At 39.5% G+C, this 19,236-nt stretch carries 30 protein-coding genes; 5 read left to right on the forward strand and 25 right to left on the reverse strand.

The features are described 5' to 3' along the window. Window positions 1-27 precede the first annotated feature (27 nt). The 7 genes from MKZ09_RS25435 to MKZ09_RS25465 form a co-directional block, all read right to left on the reverse strand. On the reverse strand, window positions 28-1,449 hold the full coding sequence (locus MKZ09_RS25435; protein WP_076208570.1) for a terminase large subunit domain-containing protein: 1,422 nt from the start codon (window positions 1,447-1,449) through the stop codon (window positions 28-30). After that, entirely contained in the window at window positions 1,433-2,173 is a 741-nt protein-coding gene (gene terS, locus MKZ09_RS25440; protein ID WP_076208571.1) for a phage terminase small subunit, read from the reverse strand. Before terS ends, MKZ09_RS25435 begins: the two co-directional genes overlap by 17 nt. Window positions 2,174-2,434: 261 nt before the next feature. Then, window positions 2,435-2,989, reverse strand: coding sequence for a tyrosine-type recombinase/integrase (locus tag MKZ09_RS25445; RefSeq protein WP_076208572.1), 555 nt, complete (start codon window positions 2,987-2,989; stop codon window positions 2,435-2,437). Between the two features lie 58 nt (window positions 2,990-3,047). Further along, window positions 3,048-3,803, reverse strand: a complete 756-nt coding sequence (locus tag MKZ09_RS25450; protein ID WP_076208573.1) for a hypothetical protein — start codon at window positions 3,801-3,803, stop codon at window positions 3,048-3,050. A gap of 344 nt (window positions 3,804-4,147) precedes the next feature. Beyond that, window positions 4,148-4,795 (reverse strand): hypothetical protein, encoded by a 648-nt coding sequence (locus MKZ09_RS25455; RefSeq protein ID WP_076208574.1) that lies wholly within the window; start codon window positions 4,793-4,795, stop codon window positions 4,148-4,150. Between the two features lie 110 nt (window positions 4,796-4,905). After that, window positions 4,906-5,562 carry a hypothetical protein gene (locus MKZ09_RS25460; RefSeq protein ID WP_081394448.1) on the reverse strand — a complete coding sequence of 219 codons (657 nt, stop codon included), beginning with the start codon at window positions 5,560-5,562 and terminating at the stop codon, window positions 4,906-4,908. A gap of 26 nt (window positions 5,563-5,588) precedes the next feature. Next, window positions 5,589-5,843, reverse strand: a complete 255-nt coding sequence (locus MKZ09_RS25465) for a hypothetical protein (protein WP_076208575.1) — start codon at window positions 5,841-5,843, stop codon at window positions 5,589-5,591. Between the two features lie 87 nt (window positions 5,844-5,930). Here MKZ09_RS25465 and MKZ09_RS25470 point away from each other — a divergent pair, with 87 nt between their 5' ends. After that, window positions 5,931-6,371, forward strand: coding sequence for a hypothetical protein (locus MKZ09_RS25470; protein ID WP_076208576.1), 441 nt, complete (start codon window positions 5,931-5,933; stop codon window positions 6,369-6,371). A gap of 285 nt (window positions 6,372-6,656) precedes the next feature. On the opposite strand, the gene MKZ09_RS25475 is transcribed toward MKZ09_RS25470, so the two are convergent. The 5 genes from MKZ09_RS25475 to MKZ09_RS25495 all read right to left on the reverse strand — a co-directional run bounded on the left by MKZ09_RS25475 (window position 6,657) and on the right by MKZ09_RS25495 (window position 9,396). Then, the gene (locus tag MKZ09_RS25475) at window positions 6,657-6,953 is read right to left on the reverse strand and encodes a hypothetical protein (protein WP_076208577.1); all 297 of its coding nucleotides are present in this window, start codon (window positions 6,951-6,953) and stop codon (window positions 6,657-6,659) included. Window positions 6,954-6,968: 15 nt separating this feature from the next. After that, the gene (locus tag MKZ09_RS25480) at window positions 6,969-7,298 is read right to left on the reverse strand and encodes a YopX family protein (RefSeq protein WP_076208578.1); all 330 of its coding nucleotides are present in this window, start codon (window positions 7,296-7,298) and stop codon (window positions 6,969-6,971) included. 308 nt (window positions 7,299-7,606) lie between these two features. Beyond that, window positions 7,607-8,464 (reverse strand): DNA cytosine methyltransferase, encoded by an 858-nt coding sequence (locus tag MKZ09_RS25485; RefSeq protein ID WP_076208579.1) that lies wholly within the window; start codon window positions 8,462-8,464, stop codon window positions 7,607-7,609. A gap of 78 nt (window positions 8,465-8,542) precedes the next feature. Then, window positions 8,543-9,262: a hypothetical protein gene (locus MKZ09_RS25490; RefSeq protein ID WP_076208580.1), complete on the reverse strand. Its 720-nt coding sequence runs from the start codon at window positions 9,260-9,262 to the stop codon at window positions 8,543-8,545. Then, window positions 9,259-9,396 (reverse strand): hypothetical protein, encoded by a 138-nt coding sequence (locus tag MKZ09_RS25495; RefSeq protein WP_179089656.1) that lies wholly within the window; start codon window positions 9,394-9,396, stop codon window positions 9,259-9,261. Before MKZ09_RS25495 ends, MKZ09_RS25490 begins: the two co-directional genes overlap by 4 nt. A 279-nt stretch (window positions 9,397-9,675) precedes the next feature. On the opposite strand from MKZ09_RS25495, the gene MKZ09_RS25500 reads away from it, so the two are divergent. Beyond that, complete coding sequence (locus MKZ09_RS25500) at window positions 9,676-10,176, forward strand: hypothetical protein (RefSeq protein WP_076189970.1); 501 nt, start codon at window positions 9,676-9,678, stop codon at window positions 10,174-10,176. A 259-nt stretch (window positions 10,177-10,435) separates the two neighbouring features. Here MKZ09_RS25500 and MKZ09_RS34540 read toward each other — a convergent pair whose 3' ends face one another. From MKZ09_RS34540 to MKZ09_RS25515, 4 genes are all read right to left on the reverse strand, one after another. After that, window positions 10,436-10,582 (reverse strand): LuxR C-terminal-related transcriptional regulator, encoded by a 147-nt coding sequence (locus MKZ09_RS34540; RefSeq protein ID WP_370511196.1) that lies wholly within the window; start codon window positions 10,580-10,582, stop codon window positions 10,436-10,438. 12 nt (window positions 10,583-10,594) lie between these two features. Beyond that, entirely contained in the window at window positions 10,595-11,029 is a 435-nt protein-coding gene (locus MKZ09_RS25505; RefSeq protein ID WP_341041451.1) for a sigma-70 family RNA polymerase sigma factor, read from the reverse strand. Between the two features lie 10 nt (window positions 11,030-11,039). Then, window positions 11,040-11,711: an HNH endonuclease gene (locus tag MKZ09_RS25510; RefSeq protein ID WP_076207091.1), complete on the reverse strand. Its 672-nt coding sequence runs from the start codon at window positions 11,709-11,711 to the stop codon at window positions 11,040-11,042. 77 nt (window positions 11,712-11,788) lie between these two features. After that, on the reverse strand, window positions 11,789-11,944 hold the full coding sequence (locus MKZ09_RS25515) for a hypothetical protein (protein WP_179089611.1): 156 nt from the start codon (window positions 11,942-11,944) through the stop codon (window positions 11,789-11,791). A 200-nt stretch (window positions 11,945-12,144) separates the two neighbouring features. Between MKZ09_RS25515 and MKZ09_RS25520 the strand changes: the two genes are divergently transcribed. Beyond that, window positions 12,145-12,351 carry a helix-turn-helix domain-containing protein gene (locus MKZ09_RS25520; RefSeq protein ID WP_076207093.1) on the forward strand — a complete coding sequence of 69 codons (207 nt, stop codon included), beginning with the start codon at window positions 12,145-12,147 and terminating at the stop codon, window positions 12,349-12,351. A 5-nt stretch (window positions 12,352-12,356) separates the two neighbouring features. Here MKZ09_RS25520 and MKZ09_RS25525 read toward each other — a convergent pair whose 3' ends face one another. The 9 genes from MKZ09_RS25525 to MKZ09_RS25565 all read right to left on the reverse strand — a co-directional run bounded on the left by MKZ09_RS25525 (window position 12,357) and on the right by MKZ09_RS25565 (window position 18,189). Next, window positions 12,357-12,542 carry a hypothetical protein gene (locus MKZ09_RS25525; RefSeq protein WP_076207095.1) on the reverse strand — a complete coding sequence of 62 codons (186 nt, stop codon included), beginning with the start codon at window positions 12,540-12,542 and terminating at the stop codon, window positions 12,357-12,359. A 90-nt stretch (window positions 12,543-12,632) separates the two neighbouring features. Further along, on the reverse strand, window positions 12,633-13,760 hold the full coding sequence (dnaN, locus tag MKZ09_RS25530; RefSeq protein ID WP_076207097.1) for a DNA polymerase III subunit beta: 1,128 nt from the start codon (window positions 13,758-13,760) through the stop codon (window positions 12,633-12,635). 5 nt (window positions 13,761-13,765) lie between these two features. Beyond that, window positions 13,766-14,701: a primosomal protein DnaI gene (dnaI, locus tag MKZ09_RS25535; protein WP_256719262.1), complete on the reverse strand. Its 936-nt coding sequence runs from the start codon at window positions 14,699-14,701 to the stop codon at window positions 13,766-13,768. Window positions 14,702-14,710: 9 nt separating this feature from the next. Continuing rightward, window positions 14,711-15,781 carry a replication protein gene (locus MKZ09_RS25540; protein WP_076207101.1) on the reverse strand — a complete coding sequence of 357 codons (1,071 nt, stop codon included), beginning with the start codon at window positions 15,779-15,781 and terminating at the stop codon, window positions 14,711-14,713. A gap of 15 nt (window positions 15,782-15,796) precedes the next feature. Beyond that, entirely contained in the window at window positions 15,797-16,063 is a 267-nt protein-coding gene (locus MKZ09_RS25545; protein WP_076207103.1) for a hypothetical protein, read from the reverse strand. Then, complete coding sequence (locus tag MKZ09_RS25550; protein WP_076207105.1) at window positions 16,060-16,473, reverse strand: ORF6C domain-containing protein; 414 nt, start codon at window positions 16,471-16,473, stop codon at window positions 16,060-16,062. Before MKZ09_RS25550 ends, MKZ09_RS25545 begins: the two co-directional genes overlap by 4 nt. Next, window positions 16,473-17,591, reverse strand: a complete 1,119-nt coding sequence (locus MKZ09_RS25555) for a ParB N-terminal domain-containing protein (RefSeq protein WP_076207107.1) — start codon at window positions 17,589-17,591, stop codon at window positions 16,473-16,475. The genes MKZ09_RS25550 and MKZ09_RS25555 overlap by 1 nt, the downstream gene beginning before the upstream one ends. A gap of 44 nt (window positions 17,592-17,635) precedes the next feature. Next, window positions 17,636-17,944: a helix-turn-helix transcriptional regulator gene (locus MKZ09_RS25560; protein WP_076207109.1), complete on the reverse strand. Its 309-nt coding sequence runs from the start codon at window positions 17,942-17,944 to the stop codon at window positions 17,636-17,638. A 38-nt stretch (window positions 17,945-17,982) separates the two neighbouring features. Beyond that, window positions 17,983-18,189 carry a helix-turn-helix domain-containing protein gene (locus MKZ09_RS25565; protein ID WP_076207111.1) on the reverse strand — a complete coding sequence of 69 codons (207 nt, stop codon included), beginning with the start codon at window positions 18,187-18,189 and terminating at the stop codon, window positions 17,983-17,985. 165 nt (window positions 18,190-18,354) lie between these two features. Here MKZ09_RS25565 and MKZ09_RS25570 point away from each other — a divergent pair, with 165 nt between their 5' ends. Both MKZ09_RS25570 and MKZ09_RS25575 read left to right on the forward strand, forming a co-directional pair. Continuing rightward, the gene (locus tag MKZ09_RS25570) at window positions 18,355-18,774 is read left to right on the forward strand and encodes a helix-turn-helix domain-containing protein (RefSeq protein ID WP_076207113.1); all 420 of its coding nucleotides are present in this window, start codon (window positions 18,355-18,357) and stop codon (window positions 18,772-18,774) included. 9 nt (window positions 18,775-18,783) lie between these two features. After that, window positions 18,784-19,194: an ImmA/IrrE family metallo-endopeptidase gene (locus MKZ09_RS25575; protein WP_076207115.1), complete on the forward strand. Its 411-nt coding sequence runs from the start codon at window positions 18,784-18,786 to the stop codon at window positions 19,192-19,194. Window positions 19,195-19,236: the final 42 nt, after the last annotated feature.

Raw genomic sequence — 19,236 nt, forward strand, 5'->3', positions numbered from 1 at the left:
TTTTCCAAATCTATTGTATGCACCCTTTTATGTTGATAATGTTCCAAAAGTGAACTCAGAGATAGTTTCTCGATCATTATAAATTGCATATCGTTTAGAATCCTGAGTATGGTTATTCTTATCCTCTGGTTCCTCAGTATGTTGCCCTGCCTTCTCTTTCCATTTATAGTTTTCAGTTTCCTTGATTTCATTCTTGCACTCGCGGTTAACATAAATGTTTGGTCTTCCTGTACCAGTCTTGACCTTATAGAGAGTGGATACCTCTCGAATACCTGGGCCTATTGTGTTGTTAGCCTCCTTAACAGGAAGATCATAATTTCGATATGTGCTGATGTATTCCGGTTCTGATGGGTCAGCCCATATTTCATCAAAGTGATATCTATCATCCATCTCCTTGTAACGTTTAACAAGACAATCTTCTAATACGCCATCATTCCCTACTACAAGTACATTGACATGTTGAGCATAAGCCTCCTCAACAATGTAATAGTCCTCGCCTATACAGCCTATAGCAAGCAAAACAGCTGGATCATTCCATCCGTGGTCCATTCCTCCGATAAATCTACTAAAGGTTATATCTTTTGTGCTACCATCTGGATAAGTCACTTCGTAAAGTTGAATGCTTTGATCAAGACAACGCATATCAACAACGTGGGTGGTACGTTTAAATTCATCATACACCTGTCCATGGAATACGTTGAACTTCGCTCTGATTTCTCGATCTACATATCGTTCAGGGTAAGTCTCAATCATCCGCTGAATGTTTCGTTGCAGCTCGGGTATAGGGTTATCAAGTGAAGTCCAATAGAAATTACGCCACTCTGGATCATTCAGATACTGTTCCTCTTCTAACCCTGCATCGATAAATTGACCTCTTAAAACAATATCCTCAGCAAACCAGTTGATCCCCTCTGGAGTTGTAGTCCATACGCTCCAGCCACCTTTATCAGCTAATGCATATGACAGATAACCCGTCCAAGTTTCAGCTTTCATTTTACTTGCCTCATCTAGCCATACACCGTCTAAACCCTTACCAACCAGTGATTTAGGATTGTCAGCTGACTTAAACTGAATAAGGACCCATCCCTTTAACCAGACTCGGTTCTTGGATAGGTCCCACGATTCAATCATTTCTTCGGGAAGATCATCAGATAGTTCTTCCTGTTGGATTTCAGACATTGCGTAGGTCGGAGATACACACCAATATTCCAGCTTAGGCTTGGGCTTCTTCATTTTTTTGAGGTTCTTCGGTGGCTTATAAGGCATGCCTTTGCCACGCTCTATATCATCAAGAATGTTATCGAAGAATTTCCGCGCTCCTACGTTGGTCTTACCTCCGCGCCGTCCGCAGTTTAATACATTGTTGCGAACTTGACTTTCCATAACTTCTATTTGCTTGGCGTGAGGAGCCCAGCCATCAAAGGGGTCTAGATCAAGGGCGAGTGACATTGGACCACCTCTTTACATTGATCTCAGTTGGCTTGTCGTTTTCTCCGTTTTTCAATTCTTCAATCTGCATCTTTGTTTTCTCGACATCTGCTTGCATCTGTTCAAGCTTCAGACGCCGTTCATCGTTCTCGGGAGCAATTGCAAGAAACTGTTTGATTGCTCCGCGTATTTCACGCATGATAACTGCCTCGGCCTTCATTGCTGCGGCATGCTTATCCCAAGCGAATTGAATCTCCCATTCAGTTTCTTCAACATCCATCTTGTCAGAAGTAGCCAACTTAGATTTTTTAAGCTCTTTTGTCTTATCGTCTTTATCCTGAACAAAAAAGATACGTTGAGCCCAAACGATCTTTTGGAATCCTTTCGTTATGTTGTACCAAATCATGTCGATAGGGTCCATCTGCTGAGCCATATCCAAGATTTCGAGATATTCGGCATCTTGCGGTTCAAACTTCCTAAACATTCCGTGTGTAACAGCCTTGTCATTGCCGGGGGGGCCACCCTTACCTCCCTTATTTCCTTTAGCATTCTGATTACCTTTCTTAGCTCCTCGTGGTCTTCCTGTTTCCGGTATATCAGCCCATTTATCTACGCTTTTCCACTTGCGAACCATCGAAGGATTGAGTCCGAGTTCAGCTGCAATTTCACTTAATTTCTTCTCTCTTCCACTCTTCAACCATATTTTCAACGCTTTCTCACGATTCGGACTTTTTTCTCTTGTCACCTTTATTCACCTCGGCTCTACTACGTATTTGAGTTGGAATTCACATTAAAGGTCTAAATTGGTCAAACGTTACTAATGAAAATAAACCTTCGATATCTTCGAGGCTTGGTTTGGTTGCTGTATTCTACTAATAATTGGTATTTGAATTCACTACAGTATATATTGTGTGTAATTCGTAAAGTACGGATTTTCTTTGCTACTATTGATTTTGTTTCTTTTCCCCCCGTTTGAGTTCATCGTTACCCGATTAAAGTGAACTCATCACAGTTCAACATCTTCTAAAGCATCGTCTAGGGTGTCTTGAAGTATGCCGATATAGCGTAAAGTCACCTTTTCCTCTTCGTGATTGAACAATTCCATTAGTAACACTATGTCCCGTTTTTTCATGTAAAAATTGTGCCCAAAGGTTTTCCTCATGCTATGCGTTCCGATCTCGGACAACCCGAACTCAGCGGCCGCATTTCTGATGATTTTATAAGCCATATTACGGGATATTGGATGTGGTTTTCTGCTCCCTTTTCGGTTTCTACTGGGGAATAAAAGTTCTTCATCCCTTTTGTTGGATATATATTCATCTAAATCTTTTCGGAGTGACTTACGGATCAGAACCTTCTTTTCTTTTCTGGTCTTCTGCTCCTGGATCGTGATATGTGTTCCCTTGACATCCAATACCTTTAAAGGCAGGATATCAGAGATACGAAAGCCAGTATTTATTCCAATTTGAAATAAAATGTAGTTTCTGTGATTCTGGTTGCGTAAGTAACTTTTGATTTCCGATAGTTTCACTGGGTCTCGAATCGGCTGGACAAATTTCATATTCTTTCCCCTTTCTGGCAACAAAAAACCGTCCCCACAAACTGGACGGTCCATTTTCTTATTCTGACGGTGAAACATGTCTATCGTAAAAACCATATCTTTTCAATAAGGCAAGTTCATGTTGACTATTTTCGTAAAAACTATAAATAACGTTTAGCTCCGAGTCTAAAGTTTGGAGGTTTAGAGTGTCTATTAGTGTCTTCTTTTGTAATTCATCGATACTTGAATCATTGATAAATTGAAGAATGTAAAAAAACGTCCTGAAATATTGTCTCATTACCTGAACACTTAATAGTTTCTTAATGTAACTAGGTGCACCTCTGTGATAATGAAATATCATATCAATCGCATCTGAACCATGAAAAATATCCTTATATCCTCCATTGCTCACTTCAAATTTAAGTTTATCTAAATGTGAATTTTTCACATTTATGAGATTGTTAACTGTGCTTTGTATCAATTGATAACTGGTTAACTGTTGTTGCTTTTCAAATTGATCTGCAGTTCGTTTTGTTTCGTCTGCCTGTCTGGATAATTCACTAAATTGAAGTTTCAAGTCTTTTCGTTGAAGGATTATTGTAAAAATGAGTCCGGCAAATGCAAGCCCCGAGAACAGGGCGTTCACTGCGCCAAACATATCTCCGAATGTACCTCTATCTCCCAAAACACCAACATTCTCATCTGTTTTAAATCCATATAATCCCCCATACATATTACCGATCCATAATGCGAGTACAAGTATCACAAATACAATCATCGGCCAGAATGAAACCCTATCGCTTTTCTTTTTCTTTTCCTCTGTTTCTTCCGTCATTTTTTATCCCCCTAAAATTGTTCTTTCAGGAGATTCGACACTTTATTTAACATATCCTTCTAAAATCACCCATCTCTTACTTACGCGGTTGGGCTCATGCTCTCGATCCATATCTTTAGCCGCTGAGATCACGGTTGCCCATGAGGTGTTCGGGTATGAGCTGCGGTGTGATGTCCCGTCACAGTTTACCGCAACCAGATATGGAGTAGTACGGAAGCTCACGCCTCGGTATCTTTATTATATTTGGGGGTTATTGCTGATACGCTACGGAAATTGAGGATATACTTTTAAAAAAACAAAAACATCCCTTTGACCATAACATAAAGGGGTGCTTCCATATTTTCTTAGTTTAGCTCTTCCCCATAAATCTTGCTAAGGAATTTATTTTGAATATCTTTTAGTAAATTATTTAAATGCAGAGTCATCTTCATAGCATTTTCATCTATTCGATCGATCACTTTCGTTATATGTAAATCTGTATGTCCCGGTTTATCTGTGAGATAACCAAGCACCTCGGTTAGATCAATACTCATTTGTGTTCCCATTTCATAAACAAACTCAATTTGCTGGTCAAATTCACTTAAAACAATTTCTCTTTTTCGATACTGTATAGCTATCATTGATGTTGTTTCATACTGACCCATACATTTCTCAATATGTGCTTTAATTGACCCAAGGTCTGTCTTGCCATCTAAAAATATGTTCCAAACCTGCTTTAAACCTACTATGTCATAGTAGCTAACTTTTACTGAAGTGATTGCTTCTATCATTTCATCTGCTGATTTTAGACCTAAATCGCGTTTAAATTTTTCTATATCGTTCTCCATATTTTTCTTTTGAGTTCTATTAACATTTACAAAGACGATTATAATAGATACCAAAGTTATAAGGGGGGCGAAAGTTGTTAAGTTTTGGGAAAACAAAGTCCATCCATTTGGTTCTGTGAGTTCATGATATTGAGTAAACACTTCTAATAATTGTTCGGGGGTCATAAAAATCCTCGTTTCTGTTTTATATTTTTTTACGTTAAGGTTACCTTGGATAATATTTACACACCATGTTTAATTTGTACAGGGGTATAGAAAAAAACCGCTCCAGGTATCTACCCTTCGCGGTTGTTGAGTTGTCTTAATCCGATTTCACCTTCTTTGTTCCGGCCCCGCCCGTAATCTATTGTTACATAATCCAGCGTACCATTAAACAATAACGTGTTAGCTAATGAAGCAATCACCTTCCGGCGCTTTTCCGCGAACGTAGTAGCCTCTATGCTATAAATCCCTTTTTTTCTTTCATGTCTCATATACTCTACGGCGTCTTTGTATCTGAATTTCCTTTCACCGGTGAACAGTAATTCAACGATTTTGAACTCATGAGGATCTATGATGTTATTTGCTGCGTGCATCACAGCCTCTGTAATTCGTTTATACAGCACGTAGTTAAGATGACGTGTTTCTTTAGCTATGAGCACATTGGCTGGCAGATTTGAAATCGAATCACTTGAGCCTAGTCGCTTTACTGCCCCTTCTATTCCAGCCATATCAAAATCGTTTAGTCCATTCTCCTGCGGCTGCTTAAGTACAAATTCATAACTATCCACTAATCCTTTTATTGTCCGGTAACTGTTCAGCAACCAAATGGTTTTTCGAATATCTTCTTGATCTGCATTTTCGAAAAACTGCACCTGATACACTTGGGATATCAATTCAACATCATTTTTAGGATTAAAGTCACTGTCTATTGCAGGTAATAGTTCAATCATAGGTAATTCTCCTCTCTACGGCTGTCTTAAATATTTACTGTCAGTATAGAGTGGATTTCATACGTCTTTACTACGGATAATTGGTCTTCTGTTATGCCGTAAGCCACCATACCACGGCGTCGGAATTCTTCAGGATCTTTGTCGATTAGGTCATAATCATCTATTAGATATTGGGCTGGCTTTTGTGAATCAATAATATATGTGTTCAGATCCACGAGGGTTTCTATATGTTGTTGCAATATGAAAGCGTCATTCTGTTCAATCTGTTTATTTATTAACATAAAGTTTTCTCCTTTATAAGAGGATTTGTGAATATTTGTATGGAATAATCAAGTTAGATACTAATAATTTCAAGGAGGAGTTTTTTAATGAATTTCATATCTAAAAGCGAGTTCCGACTGATACTTGAACAGCTATATGAAAAAATTGAAGATTTTAAGTGGACTGAACTTATTTCACTAAGTGAACGCGGAACGAAAATCCCAGCCGATTCTGGAGTATTAATTCTAAAAAATAAGGATCGCAATATCATCTACGTATCAGCCAGTAATGATTTACAAAGACGACTAGAAGAATTGATGTTTAAATCTCAAGGGAGATTTGATGACGCAGTTTATGTTCAGTTCACTCTTGAATATGAAAGATTCATTCGTTTTGGTAAGAAGGCTGATTTTAAAAACCTTTTGAAATTCATCGAAATCGGTGAAGATAATTTTTCAAATGTTCTTGATGACGATGATCCAAGAATTATTGAGCAGGATAAAGAAATGGCTAGGTTAATAAATAAGGACCTTTATACCACATCCTAATTTTTGCGCTCAGCCCTCTTCTTACTACAATCAATTGGGGAGGGTTGTTATTCTTGCAGTACGTATGTTTTTCCACCAATAATTAGTTTTGTTACGATGCCTTCTTTTTCTTCCATGATCTGAATTACTGCTCTTTTACGTTTAAGTTTGTTGCTCATTTATGTTTACCTCGCTTTCAGTTTATCAAAGTGTCTTGTTCCTATCTTTATGGGGAGCAGAAGGGATAAATCCTCTCCGGCCCCGTTATCACTGGGATTATTCGTTCGCTATTCGATTGCCTTCGGCCTAGGAGTCACCATACTGCTGCTTTTGATACTGCGCGAATTTCCGTTCTCTTTCCTTAAAAGCTTCGTAGTCATACCACGCCCAGCCAGCGCCTTGAATGATGCAGTTATCGCAGCCACATTCGCATGCTTGATGTACAGTCCCTTTTGCCTTGCGGAAATCCTTTTTGAATAACTTCGGCATCATCACACCACATCTAGCACACTCGAAAGTCATACCTCGATTAGTAATGACAGCCTTGCTACCCTTTGACGGAGGAGCTAAGCATTCCTCGAAAGTAATCGGTACCGCGCTCATATCCTCTTTTCCCCCTTATACCTCTATTAGTTCTGGATTCTCGTAGATGTTGCCGATTACCACTTCATCGAGGCTATCTTTCACTGGAGACTCACCAGCCCAAAACATCCCATCCGCAAACTCTACGACCGAATTGACTTCTACGCCTTTATTCCATTGCGTAATATCTCCTTCATATATCTCCACGCCGTTCTTGTCCTTTAATCCGGTGTATTGCAGCCAAACTGTGTCCTCCGAAAAATCTTCCAAGTGCGGGAAGTCCAGCAACCATTGTTCCAGTGTATGACCATAAGTCATCTTTTTGATTGTCGGCAACCATGCCTTGTATTTAATCTCTCTGCCCATCGTGTATCGTCTCCTTTGATTGGGGTCTCAGCCCCCTAAATTATCCGTTCATCAAACCATCGCATGCAGTATGCAATCCGACCAGCTATCTGTGTGACCTTGAACCACTTGTTTTGAGCATCTATCAGGATCACATCTTCCAAATTCGGTTTATAGTACAGGCCGCATATTTTGGTACCATCCTCTAGCCGTAGTCCAAACATGTGTGTCTCAGCCCCCTTATAAGTTCATCCTGCCCTGCGGCCTCCGCTGTCGCTAAGTATTGCGGTCGTTACGGTGGCCTGTCGGCCAATCAATTAGCTATGAATTTATGATGCAAAGTATTTCTGAATAGCTTCTCCAGCCCACCTACCCATTGGTACAGCAACAGCGTTACCGATTTGCCTGTAAGCGTCATTTTCAGTTCCTGCAAATTCGAACCAATCAGGGAAGCCTTGTAGTCTAGCATATTCACGGACTGAATACGGTCTGATAGATACTCCGTCATTAACAAGCCTTGTTGACCTATCCTTTGCATAGTGCGCTACACACGTAGGAGCTTTACCATCCAAATTCGTTATGATTGGCAAGTCTCTATATTCGCCGTTTAAGCGTTTTTGAACGTAATCGGGAGTGTAAACTTCTATGCCGATATCAATAATGTCTTTCATCTTCACTGGTTTATCATCAGGGTAAGGTAGTGAATCAAAGGGTTTCTTCGTACCGATTACAACCAGCCTTTTTCTCTCTTGTGGCAACCACATATTTGCGTTAACCGGGCATTCAACACGTACATAATAGTTAGGCAATTTAGTGAGACACTCCATTACAACTTGAAACTTCTTCATACCAGGAACATTCTCAACTATATATACTTCCGGCTGGGCTAAAGCCACATGTCTGAAAAAGTGTAAAAATAAATCGTCTCCTGTTCTTGTTCCGTGAATGTCAGCAATGGTGCTGTATTTTGTGCATGGGAATGTCCCTATATAAACGTCTGCATCCTGCTGATCTAAGACTGTAACCTTTGTTATATCGCTCTCATTTACAACATGATTGAAGTTATTTCTAAGTGTGTCGCAAGCCGTTTTATCAATTTCAAAGGATTCAATTATTTCTATCCCGGCTTCGATCATTCCCAAGTCCATTCCACCAGCACCACTAAAATAACTCTTAGCTGTTATCATCTCGTGCCCCCTGCATCGTGATATATGCCGCCTCTGCCCTCTCTCGGGGGCAAATGTTTCTCTTATCCTTTACCTGTGTCATGACTCCTTAGCTCCTTCCCGCAACGCTTCTTGTGCAATGGACTTCATACTTATTGCGGAGCTGCCTATAACGTCCATGCTCGCAATGGCTATAAGAGCCAGCCTTAGCTTTGTAAGGTCACGGTCAATCATGTGAATGATCTCGCCTTGCCGGGCTATGGTCTGCTGTGCCTCAATCAGATCCTGATGCTGTATCTTAAGGTAATCCTCACAGTCTCCGAGTGCTGATCCTTGCCGTTTCACGGTCTGCTTTAACTCCCATACCTCTTTCCGGCGTCTGGACATAAGAGAGTAGCAGTTACCTATGGCGATCCTATACTCATTAATCAGGAGTTGTGCCTCTGCCAGCTTTCCTTTAACAAATATCAGTTCGTTGTAGTATTCCGATGATCTTGCGTATTGTTCATCGTGTACCGCGAATATCCTTCGTTTATCTTCTTTTAGATCCTTGACCTGTTGTTGTGACTCTTCTAGAGCAGCCAGTACACGTTCATCCTCGGAATGTAAAGCGACCTTTTGCAGAAATTCAGGTGCGAATGATCCACTGTACCCTTCGAGGAATACAGAATCCTGTGCAAATACTCCCTTCCCTCGCGTAAACTGATCTGTCTTGCACGTCCATATCTTTCCTGGTTCTTCCTCGGATTCAATGCAAGTGTGCATTACGACACGATCACCCTTTTTAAGCTTCTTCTCTTCTATCCGTTCTGGTGTCATGCTCCTTCACCTTCCTCAACAGGAATGCCGCAATTATGGCAGAATTCATACTCTATACCATCTTCCCTACAATCCGTTATGAAGCCATAATCGAGTCCACAGCGTGTACATGGTTTGCGTTTTTCTTCAGTCACTTTAGATCACTCCTTCATTGTTAGGCGAATTAATAAGACACTATCTCTCATACTTAGCGAGTCATTTGTGAGATTGAACAATTTGCAACTTCCACATCTCTAATTGATATACAAATTAAAATTAACCAAAAGTTCCGTATTCTTTCGAGTAATCATCCTAACTTCATTATTTAGAACCCCCTCAAAATTTATTTGTAATAAAAGAAATTGAGACTAGTATCATGAGCATATACTTTCACTAAATAGTTCATTTAGAAATTGTAGAAGAGGAGCGATAGGATGAATGCTAATATCGGCTCAAATGAGTCCTTTTTTTCGCCAAAACAAACAGAGCACTTTTTTGGTCCAGCAAATTATCCAAATCAAGATCAAATCAATTGGTGGAATAATCTCAAGAGCCTTCCTCCGGCTGAAGCCCAATCACAAATGCAACAAGCTGTAGACATTGCTCATGGGAGGATACAAAATTTAACCAATCCAAAATCCCGTTCTTTACCTGTTCCTCCTGGTGCAGTTTTGATAAAAGCGTACAAAAACACATGGTCAACTATAATTTATGGTCCAACAATAACGGGACCATTTACACCTTATTTGATATGGATAGCGCAAGTGTTTGATGCCGGTACTCCAAATCCTCCAAACCCACCGTTACCTTACATGCTATATCAAGCATTTACTTGGCCTCCTAGTACTCCGACTCCCGGTCCCGGTCCCTTTCCGCCCCCTCCTGTTTTCCAATATTTCTCTTTTAATGAACCAAATACGTGGGTCATCTCATAGCTTCAAAATTTATTTTTGTCCGGTGACATCACCGGATTTTTTTAATACTTATGAAACTTTATTAGGTCATGGAATTAATAAAAATGTTCAGGCAATATATACTCAACATATATTTAGCAATACTGCTAAATATTTTCCGCCTACTTCTCAGAGCGATGTAAATATTCTGGACTTTCATGAGTTACCTTCTCTCAACTTACTGTCTCCACGTAGGATCAAGTTTTCTACAAATACAAGTATCACGTTGTTATATAAATTATTAGGATACATATAAGAGATACTTTTTCCTAATTCTAAACTTTATGTTGGAAACCGTATTTCTGCATATTTTTAGCGCTGCGGCTGTTTCGCCATTGCTGTATCCATCCATTGTCATGTTAACTATAGTTCTTTCAGTTTCTTTCAAGGTATTGATGAATTACTCAATCTCAATGAAACTTAGGTCTTGTTTTGTAGGTACAAGATTAAAAAAATCTAAATCATCATTGTCTGATCCTTTTATCTTACTATCTAATGACAACACTAGCTTAGGTGGTACTTTACTATGCGATGGCGTCCTTATTGCATTTACCTTACTTTCCAAATATCTAATGATGAACCCTTGAATGTAGGGATAAGCAAATGTTGAAAATTTCAAGCCTGATTTCTCGTCGAACCTATCATAAGCCATTAATAATGCACAGTTCCCTTCGCTAATTAGATCCTCAATATCTATAGCACCGAAGGTTCTAGATTCGTAATGATTCGCTATCTTCAAAACTAATTTCCGGTGTTCCTTTACACATTGTTCTTTAGTACCTAGTGTAGGGTGGCTGTCTCTTATGCGAGATATATCCATCGCTTTTCTGCCCATCTTTATCCTCCTAATCTTCAAAACGTTCCCCATATCCATAAACTACTGGCTCCTGTATAGCTCCTAGAGCGTCTGCCATCATAGTTGCGAATGTTTCCATATCTTTGTCCTGGAATGACTGTAACAGGTGTATTTCCTTTGCTTTAAGGCTGCGTCCTGCGGCTGCGGTCAGTAAATCCACAACTGGCTTAATCTTATTTTGTCGTTCTTGCTTCTCACCATCTTTCTGCTGCTGTATATTCTGTTTGTGGTTGAATTCTTCCCAATCCTTTTCATCGAACCAAAAGTGATCACCGTATTTGTCTCGAAAAACAGATATCCAGTATTGTAAAGCCTCTTCGTTAGTTTGAACGGCGTCGTGGCAAGGCCAACACAGTCTTAATCCGTTAGTCTTGACGCCGCGCCCCTTCCGACCTCTCGGCATAACGTGATGCGTAGTATCTGAATGAGCACTCTTACATATAGGACAAATGCCACTTGATTCGGCGATTATTTCAGCAAGTACATCGTCGTTAAACTCTCCACGATCTTTTGAACTTTTTCCTTTTTGGTGATGAGCAAGGATACCCTTCTTCCATTCTGGAACTTCCTTCGTAGCCTTTGTCTTTTGCTGATGTAAACTGTTGTATGATTTCTTTTCTTTAACTTGCTTTTCAGGTTTCCAAAATGTCTGATGTGCCATTGCTCATTCTCACCTCCTATGTCTCGGTTCTAGTTCTTGGCTAATACGATAACGCTGCGGATATTATGTGATTTGCTCTAATAACCAGCTTGTTCAAGTGTTCTATAATGCTGTTCACGTTCAGCTGATGTGAAGTATATTTGTAATACTGTGTGAGCAGCATAGAAAGCGATTGCCTCTCTGATTTCTTGTGGTTGTTCATCTAATTTCGATAGATCGAGATTCTTATTCATTAACGATGGCTCCTTTCATCGCTGAGGAAAAATTTCCTTACTCTTCTTCAAAATGAAACGAAGTCCAATCTTCATCAATATACGTTATCGCATTTCGGATATTTACTTTGTAACTAAATAATATACGATATCGCATAACGAGTCAATAGATCTTGCTAATAAATATTCGTTATCGTATAATCGATTCACGAGGTGATAGTATGGTTATGGTTAAACCCAATTTAACTTCATTATTAAAAGATATGGGACTTACTCAAATGGAATTATCAAATAAATCCGGTGTACCACAAGGAACTATAAGTCGGTTTGATAAAAATTCTCGACATGAAGCAAATCATTTGTTTTCCATCGCTAAAGCTTTAGGTGTTACTATTGAAGAGTTATTTATAGTGGAGCAAGAGGAATAAATCCTCTATGCTCCTTCTTCAAGTTTTGTCACCAGTTGATTATCTACGATATCCAACTTCAATTGATTAGGATCGTTTTCAGCAGACTTCAATTGTTCCATTTTCCAGATGATACGGGACAACTCACTTTTGTCGATTTCATCTAGGTATCTTTTAATATCCTGACCATTCAAGACGACGTTTTCACTCATTTCCATCAACCCTTCTATTAGTTTTTCTATATGTTTAATTGGTTTAAGTGTTAATATGTTGCATCGTTTTTACCGCCTAGTTGGACTTCCTTATGTCTGAGTTCGGTAAGGCTGAACGATAAACCTACTACCTTCGGAATCATCTCCCCGAAAGATAACCGACGTCATCTTTCCTGTGTACTCAATTGAGATGACATCTGAATCAATTGCCTTTAACAGATCGATAATGTACTTTGCGTTTAAGGATACCGCGAAAGGTTCTCCCTCAAAGGTCAAGGGTTGTACGTCTCCTTTTGCCTTACCCATCCCCTTTCCGTTGCCCTTAATAGTCAACTCTGTCTTTGATGCTGCCAATCTAACTTGATTCATCTTTTCTTCTTTTGCTAGTGTGTATATGAGATCGAGTGACTTGGAAAACTCTTTTTTGTTCACCCTTACAGATGATAATCCCACTACTTTTGAAAGCATTCTTTCTACATCAGGATAACGACCTTCAAGTACCCGAGAATAAAATGTGAACCTATCTGTCTTTATGAAAACAACGAACACTTCTCCTGACTGCAATTTAGAAAAACCGAACTGAACCTCATCTTTATCGAATATGATCTTTTCCAATTCTATAAGTCCACGAGCTTCTACTATCGCGCTGCCGTAGTCTTTCACTGCCATTGGTCGTTGTATTGAAGCAACTCTATTTCTATCTGTAGCCATCAATTTAATTTGATTTTCTAATAGCGTTATGTTCACACCAGTTATTTCAGGAACTTTCGCCTCAGTAGCTACAGAGAAGACAGTTTTCTTAATAAATTCTTTCAAATCTTTTCCTGATAAGACTGTTGTTTCTCCCCAATCCACATCTGGGGGTTGAGGAAATTCATCGGGATCAAAACCAGTAATTTCAATCTCCTCGCTTTTATTGACAATCGTTATTTCAAAATTTCTACTGACATCAAGTTCAATCTCCCCGTTCATTTTCCTAATAAGATCAAGGGCAATTTTAGGAAGTACAACCGATCCAGCGCGAACAATTTTAACCTGTTCATCAGGGATATAAGATTGGATTGTGGCTCTCTCGCTTGCTCCACTAACGCTTATTCCATCATCCGTGGTTTGGACCAGTAAACCTGACAAGATTTCCATAACTGGTTTACCTGAAACTGCTTTCTCTGCATCAGATAGAGCCTCAGCAAGTAATGAGCTATCTACAACTATTTTCATGAGTTCTAAACCTCCCTGCGGCGGTTTCTGCCGCCAACATGCAATACCTTAACAAATGGTTCAATCCTATCCATAATACGCATAGCCTTTAGTTCACGCTGTCTAAGATCATTTGCACCTTTAGAGTCTCTTACATTTACAAAGTGATTGTATAATTCCTTCATACTAAGATTTGAAGTATAGATTGTGCTCTTGGTCTCCATTCGGCTTTGCAAAATAGGACCCATTATTTCATCCCTTGTCCAAGATGATAAAGTCTCAGCGCCTATATCATCCAAGATCAAAACATCCACCGATTTCAAGGCGTCTACTTTGGCTTGTACATCATTTGTCGAGATAGAGTCTTTAACCTCTCCGAGATAATCTGGAACGTACACCATGAGCACATCGACACCCATTCCAGCTAGTTCATTTGCAATCGCACCTGCTAATCTGCTTTTACCTACCCCCATAGATCCGTATAAGTACAGACCTTTGTAGGTATTGTTTTTATCGAACCCTAAACAAAAGTTCATGCTCTCTGCAATAGCCAATCTCCTATGTTGATCATGCTCAATTTCTTCAAAGGTAGTATTTACAATATGAGCCGGTATGTTATGACTCTTAATCCTTTTTTGATTCAACTCGCGCTTTTCGAATGAAACTAATTTAGAACACTTTCTCAATCTGAAAATAAGAATCTGCTGTTTTTCGCTAACTTCTTCATGACTGAAATGCCCCGGAAATTCATTCTGACAGCCATTTAAGCCAGGGCAAGATTGACAATGATCAAAGCATGAGATGTGATTCCCTAAGCTGCTTAGGTCCCTCTTAACGTCTACTAGTTCCGGGTACTCAGTTTTCAACCGCAGGACCTCTGGGTGGTTTGCGATTTGATCTATCAAAGCAGCTTTTCTCTCTAAGAAACGATCAGGTAAAATACGTTTAATTTCTTCCCCCATGCCTTTCAATCAACCACCCCCACGTTTAGACCTCATTTCAGCTAACATTCTCTGTACATCTTCTTCAGTTGGTATGTTATCTGGAGGTTCATTATCTGGCGTTTCTGAAGCTTTGGTATCTTTCAGCTTTTCTGATTGTTCAACGGCTTCAGCGTTTAGTGCATATATAATTCCTTCGCAGTAGCTTAGACTTTTGATTTCATCTTTTTTATGTTTAGGCTTGAAGGTGTTGAAAGCTTTATCTATACCAGCAAGTGCAATGTGGATCGGCACCACATCTGCAATGAGCTCGTCCAATACAAGCTCGTCCTTCGCCGTTATCTCTAAGCCCTTGCCTCTACGGGTAAGGTATCGATCTGCAACCTGTTTACGATAATCTAATTCATTAGCTTCCCAGTTGGAATCGGCATCCCCGGCAGGAACGGCATCCTGGCTTTCTGAATTTGATTCGTTTTGAGTTGTAAAGGCTTGTCCTATTTCTGAATCTGATTTCCCTAAACAACAACTAATGTTTTTAATATTGTTTTTAATAATGTCTTTAGACACCCCTTTCTTCTTACAGCCGCAAGGGTTTGAAGGTAACATAGCTTCTCGTTTTAAGAAGCTATGACTTCTTATTTTGAGAAGTAACCACTTCTTATTTTGAGAAGCGAATAATAAATCCCCGTATACTACTCGCTTTTCGAGCTTCTTATTTTGAGAAGAATTAATTTTCTTTTCATCTAAGTTTTTGCTAATCAAATCTTTAAACTTCTTTTCATCCCAACCCTTAACAGGACTGATTTGCCATTGGTCATAATCCTTATTTACAGAAAAAACATTCTTGCTTTGATCCCACAAAACAACTTTACAATTAGATAAGTAGTCAATTTCCTTGCGTATATTTTGATATCCAATACCGCACAATTCGAAATCTTTTAATAAAGGTATAAGTGCTGTTTTCTTTCCACATCCATATGATAAGCGCCAAATAAAGAGGATGATGTCCTTCTGACGCTTCGAGAAATCTCTTCGTATAATTTCATTCCATATCTCATTTGCTAGCTTTACAAAGCCATTCTCTGGCTGTGGGTTTGCCAATTAGCTCACCTCAAGTCATTGACCGCGAAAGAACGGTATGTTACTCTGATGTTGAATATTAATTTTAGCTATTGAATGGCCGCGTCCCCAAAACGTGGTCATTTTTATGTTCTTTTTTCGAAAAGTTGCTTGTCCTATCTTCAAAAGTAGTTCAAGATCCTCAATTTCCTTGTCCAACCAATCTTTTGCGGCATCCAGTATCAAAAGGCTTGTCCTAATTCGGCGTAATTCATTAATTCTACGCCAAGTATCAAGTCGCTGTCTTGAACGTTCAAGGGTCATATGTAATCCTCCGGTTGAAAGTTTTTAACAAATTCAATTGCGTCTTCAAAATCAATCCGGCGTAAATGACTATACTTTGCAACACTGAAACTCTCCTTCAACTTACTCCATATCATTCGACGATAACGACCGACCATTTCATTAAACTTCATGTCAGAGTCTTTGAAACGGTGTTTAGTGAGTTCAATAGACTTCAACCTTACTGCCTGTTGCATAAGATCACACTCTGCGTCTATAAGCGTGACACTATCGCGAACCTCTTGTACCATCATTTTCATTTCCTCTTTGTCTTCTGCCATTTCAGATTTAATTGCTACCATTCCATCAAACAACATTCGCACTGCTGCTCCCTGCTGTTCTGACCAATGTAATTGCTGACCCACAACTGCTAGAATTTTATCCGTTTCCATTATTGAACCACCTTTCTACCATTCACTGCTGGTCGCATTTGATCAATAAAGTTTTGTAGCATATCCAAACTCTCGTTAAATCTCTTTTTCTCACTACTAGATGCCGAAGTTACTGATCCAAGATTAAGAGTAGAAACAGCTGCCTTCTGGAGAAACTGTTTTACGTGAATGCTAAGTTGAATTGTATTTATATCAGCTTCGTATCTTAGCTTCTTCATTTGTGTTTGGCTCTGTTGTTCATCGAAGTCATCAGGCTGCTGGAGTTTTAATGTTTCTAACTCCTCTTTAACTCGTTTATATCCTTCGTCAAGGTCACGAACCTTTTGAGATTCAGCTTCAATATCTTTTTTCCACTTGGCATCACGCGCTTTTAGTGCCGCCTGAGCTTCTCTATCTTTCTGGGCCATAAATACTTCATTCTCTTCTTGCTGACGCTCTATGGCTGCATTGACAGCATCTTCAAGTTGATCAGCAGGAATAGAGTCTTTGTATTGCCTCCGTAAGCTTTCTTTTTCCTTCTCGGCAGCTTCAGCCCTAGCATTTGCTTCCACAGCAGCTTGTTCGGCTGCTTCCATTCGTTCTTTTGTTTGAGAAAAAGCTTTATGAGTGCTTATAAATCCAGCATCAAGTGATTGAATGATTTCCGGTGTGGCATATTCAGCAACGAACTTTGCCTTGTCGTAGTTACGGCCACTGCCAAACCCAGCTTGTTCCGCAACAATGTCTCTGACTTGTCCCTTATGGCCCTCAGGCAAACTTTCCTTATCTGGCGAAGCCATTCGCTCTTTAGCCTTGATTCTCTCAAGTTCCTCGATCTTCTTGCCGTAAGCAATTCGTTCAGAAAAAGTGAAATCTCTGCGATGTTCGTTTTCACTAATTTCAAGTTGCAGGTGATGTGCTCGATCTCTCACCTCCATAACGTTAACTTCTACCTTTTCTCTACCCATATGCTGGTGAGCTCTAAGGCGCCGTTCTCCGGCAATTAACTGGTAATCTGACGTTACGACAATAGGATTAATTAGGCCGTTCTCAGTGATGTCCTGAGCCAGTTCCTCGATGCCGATGAATTCTTGTCGGATACGATCTGTTACTTTGATTTTGCTGATATCAATGAGCATTGTGATTCTCCCTTCTAAAAGTATTGATAAGCAATATTATCTTTTTAACTTCCTTTCTTGTAATTTGCAGCTCGCTGGGCAGCTCTCCATGCCTCTAAATCAGAGAACCGAAATTTGATTACTTGCCTTCTAGAACCTGATGTCCCATATCGTTCATGTGGAATACTTCCTTCTTGGCACATGCGGTATATCAGTTTTTCAGAAACCCCTATGTGGGCCGCTGTCTCTGCTACATCAAGAGTTCTATCATTCACTCCAGCAAACTCTGCCCTGAGGCGATTTTCTGCAATAGTTACATGCTCGGATATTATTGAACGTATTGCATCCTCAAGAACAACTAAAGGGTTATCCATATCATATTTCCTTTCTGTTAAGGTATGGTATATTAGAGTCATACATTGTCTTTTACCAATTCATCAACCGTTACACCTAAAGCAGTTGCAAGTTTAACAAGTGTTTCAGCATTTGGCCCCTGTTTTTTTTCTTTCAAGCCATATATTACAGTCATTGAAACACCGCTTTCCTTACCCAGCCTGTATGGCGTCCATCCTCTTTTGTTAAGCAACTTTTGAACGTTATTCCCGATTGTCATCCCCATGTTGTGTTCACCTCCTAAACATACTATATCTCCGTTTTAGGTTATAAAATAATAAGTTTTCTCTTCTATCCTCTCTCAAGCTTGACATATCTCCTGTTTCCGTTTTATTATAACCTTATTAGGTTATATCCTTTTTAGGTTATACTATCGGAGGTCGTGATTTTAATGCTATCAGATAAAATTAAAGAATTGATGAATTCCAACAATCTAAGCGTCTATAAGCTCTCTAAAGACACGGGTATACCTTATACAACACTCACTAAGATTCTGAATGGAACAACCAAAAGCCCTAAGATCGACTTGATTAAAATAATTGCTGATTATTTCAACAAGCCGCTTGACCACTTTACTAAGAATGAAGACACTACTCAAAATGCTCCAAAATGGGCTACAGCTAAAGATTTATCAGACATTAAGAAAATCCTCGAAGAAGATCAGCCTGTTTTGTTTGATGGGGTTCCAATTACAGACGAAAATCGTCAGAGAGCTATGGACATTCTCACTGGGTTGCTTTGGGAAGCTAAAGAGCTTAATAAGAAAACTTATGGACGTAAGAAAAAAGCAATCCCTAAAGATAAAGAGTAGGTGACCGGTTTGGATGACATCATTCGCAAGCTCGTTCGCAGATTCAAGACCAATGATCCTTTTGTGATAGCTAAAGGACTTAACATAATAATCCGACACGCTGAATTCGGACCCGGCACAAGAGGTTTGTACTACAGGCGCTTACGAAGACGATTTATTATTATTCATAACGACTTGCCTGAAGAGTGGCAGCGTGTAGTGTGTGCTCATGAACTTGGGCACGATCGGCTTCATTCGGGTTTAAGTCAATTCTGGATTGATGAGCATACTTTCTTTAACTCAGGAAAATTCGAACGACAGGCTAATATTTTTGCTGTAAAACTGTTAACCCAACTCACTGAACGTGAGCCAGGGGAAACAGAAGAATCGTACCTCTTGAGATGCGGTATACCGAAACAACTTCACGACTTAGAAATGTAACTTTGCACTTTCCAGCCGCAAGGCTGTTTATCATACATAAAA

This window comes from Paenibacillus sp. FSL R5-0908 (genome assembly GCF_038006245.1).
Lineage (GTDB): Bacteria > Bacillota > Bacilli > Paenibacillales > Paenibacillaceae > Paenibacillus_AQ > Paenibacillus_AQ odorifer.

What these genes read in the sequence shown, in the direction of transcription:
- MKZ09_RS25510 (WP_076207091.1), bottom strand. Translation starts at nt 11,711, where the DNA reads ATGGCACATCAGACATTTTGGAAACCTGAAAAGCAAGTTAAAGAAAAG.
- dnaN (WP_076207097.1), bottom strand. Translation starts at nt 13,760, where the DNA reads ATGAAAATAGTTGTAGATAGCTCATTACTTGCTGAGGCTCTATCTGAT.
- MKZ09_RS25560 (WP_076207109.1), bottom strand. Translation starts at nt 17,944, where the DNA reads ATGGATAACCCTTTAGTTGTTCTTGAGGATGCAATACGTTCAATAATA.
- MKZ09_RS25490 (WP_076208580.1), bottom strand. Translation starts at nt 9,262, where the DNA reads ATGACACCAGAACGGATAGAAGAGAAGAAGCTTAAAAAGGGTGATCGT.
- MKZ09_RS25545 (WP_076207103.1), bottom strand. Translation starts at nt 16,063, where the DNA reads ATGACCCTTGAACGTTCAAGACAGCGACTTGATACTTGGCGTAGAATT.
- MKZ09_RS25450 (WP_076208573.1), bottom strand. Translation starts at nt 3,803, where the DNA reads ATGACGGAAGAAACAGAGGAAAAGAAAAAGAAAAGCGATAGGGTTTCA.
- MKZ09_RS25500 (WP_076189970.1), top strand. Translation starts at nt 9,676, where the DNA reads ATGAATGCTAATATCGGCTCAAATGAGTCCTTTTTTTCGCCAAAACAA.
- MKZ09_RS25555 (WP_076207107.1), bottom strand. Translation starts at nt 17,591, where the DNA reads ATGCTCATTGATATCAGCAAAATCAAAGTAACAGATCGTATCCGACAA.
- MKZ09_RS25465 (WP_076208575.1), bottom strand. Translation starts at nt 5,843, where the DNA reads ATGTTAATAAATAAACAGATTGAACAGAATGACGCTTTCATATTGCAA.
- MKZ09_RS25470 (WP_076208576.1), top strand. Translation starts at nt 5,931, where the DNA reads ATGAATTTCATATCTAAAAGCGAGTTCCGACTGATACTTGAACAGCTA.
- MKZ09_RS25570 (WP_076207113.1), top strand. Translation starts at nt 18,355, where the DNA reads ATGCTATCAGATAAAATTAAAGAATTGATGAATTCCAACAATCTAAGC.
- MKZ09_RS25550 (WP_076207105.1), bottom strand. Translation starts at nt 16,473, where the DNA reads ATGGAAACGGATAAAATTCTAGCAGTTGTGGGTCAGCAATTACATTGG.
- MKZ09_RS25505 (WP_341041451.1), bottom strand. Translation starts at nt 11,029, where the DNA reads ATGGGCAGAAAAGCGATGGATATATCTCGCATAAGAGACAGCCACCCT.
- MKZ09_RS25525 (WP_076207095.1), bottom strand. Translation starts at nt 12,542, where the DNA reads ATGAGTGAAAACGTCGTCTTGAATGGTCAGGATATTAAAAGATACCTA.
- MKZ09_RS25460 (WP_081394448.1), bottom strand. Translation starts at nt 5,562, where the DNA reads ATGATTGAACTATTACCTGCAATAGACAGTGACTTTAATCCTAAAAAT.
- MKZ09_RS25485 (WP_076208579.1), bottom strand. Translation starts at nt 8,464, where the DNA reads ATGATAACAGCTAAGAGTTATTTTAGTGGTGCTGGTGGAATGGACTTG.
- MKZ09_RS25455 (WP_076208574.1), bottom strand. Translation starts at nt 4,795, where the DNA reads ATGACCCCCGAACAATTATTAGAAGTGTTTACTCAATATCATGAACTC.
- MKZ09_RS25475 (WP_076208577.1), bottom strand. Translation starts at nt 6,953, where the DNA reads ATGAGCGCGGTACCGATTACTTTCGAGGAATGCTTAGCTCCTCCGTCA.
- MKZ09_RS25445 (WP_076208572.1), bottom strand. Translation starts at nt 2,989, where the DNA reads ATGAAATTTGTCCAGCCGATTCGAGACCCAGTGAAACTATCGGAAATC.
- MKZ09_RS25565 (WP_076207111.1), bottom strand. Translation starts at nt 18,189, where the DNA reads ATGGGGATGACAATCGGGAATAACGTTCAAAAGTTGCTTAACAAAAGA.
- MKZ09_RS25515 (WP_179089611.1), bottom strand. Translation starts at nt 11,944, where the DNA reads ATGAATAAGAATCTCGATCTATCGAAATTAGATGAACAACCACAAGAA.
- MKZ09_RS25480 (WP_076208578.1), bottom strand. Translation starts at nt 7,298, where the DNA reads ATGGGCAGAGAGATTAAATACAAGGCATGGTTGCCGACAATCAAAAAG.
- dnaI (WP_256719262.1), bottom strand. Translation starts at nt 14,701, where the DNA reads ATGGGGGAAGAAATTAAACGTATTTTACCTGATCGTTTCTTAGAGAGA.
- MKZ09_RS25520 (WP_076207093.1), top strand. Translation starts at nt 12,145, where the DNA reads ATGGTTATGGTTAAACCCAATTTAACTTCATTATTAAAAGATATGGGA.
- MKZ09_RS25435 (WP_076208570.1), bottom strand. Translation starts at nt 1,449, where the DNA reads ATGTCACTCGCCCTTGATCTAGACCCCTTTGATGGCTGGGCTCCTCAC.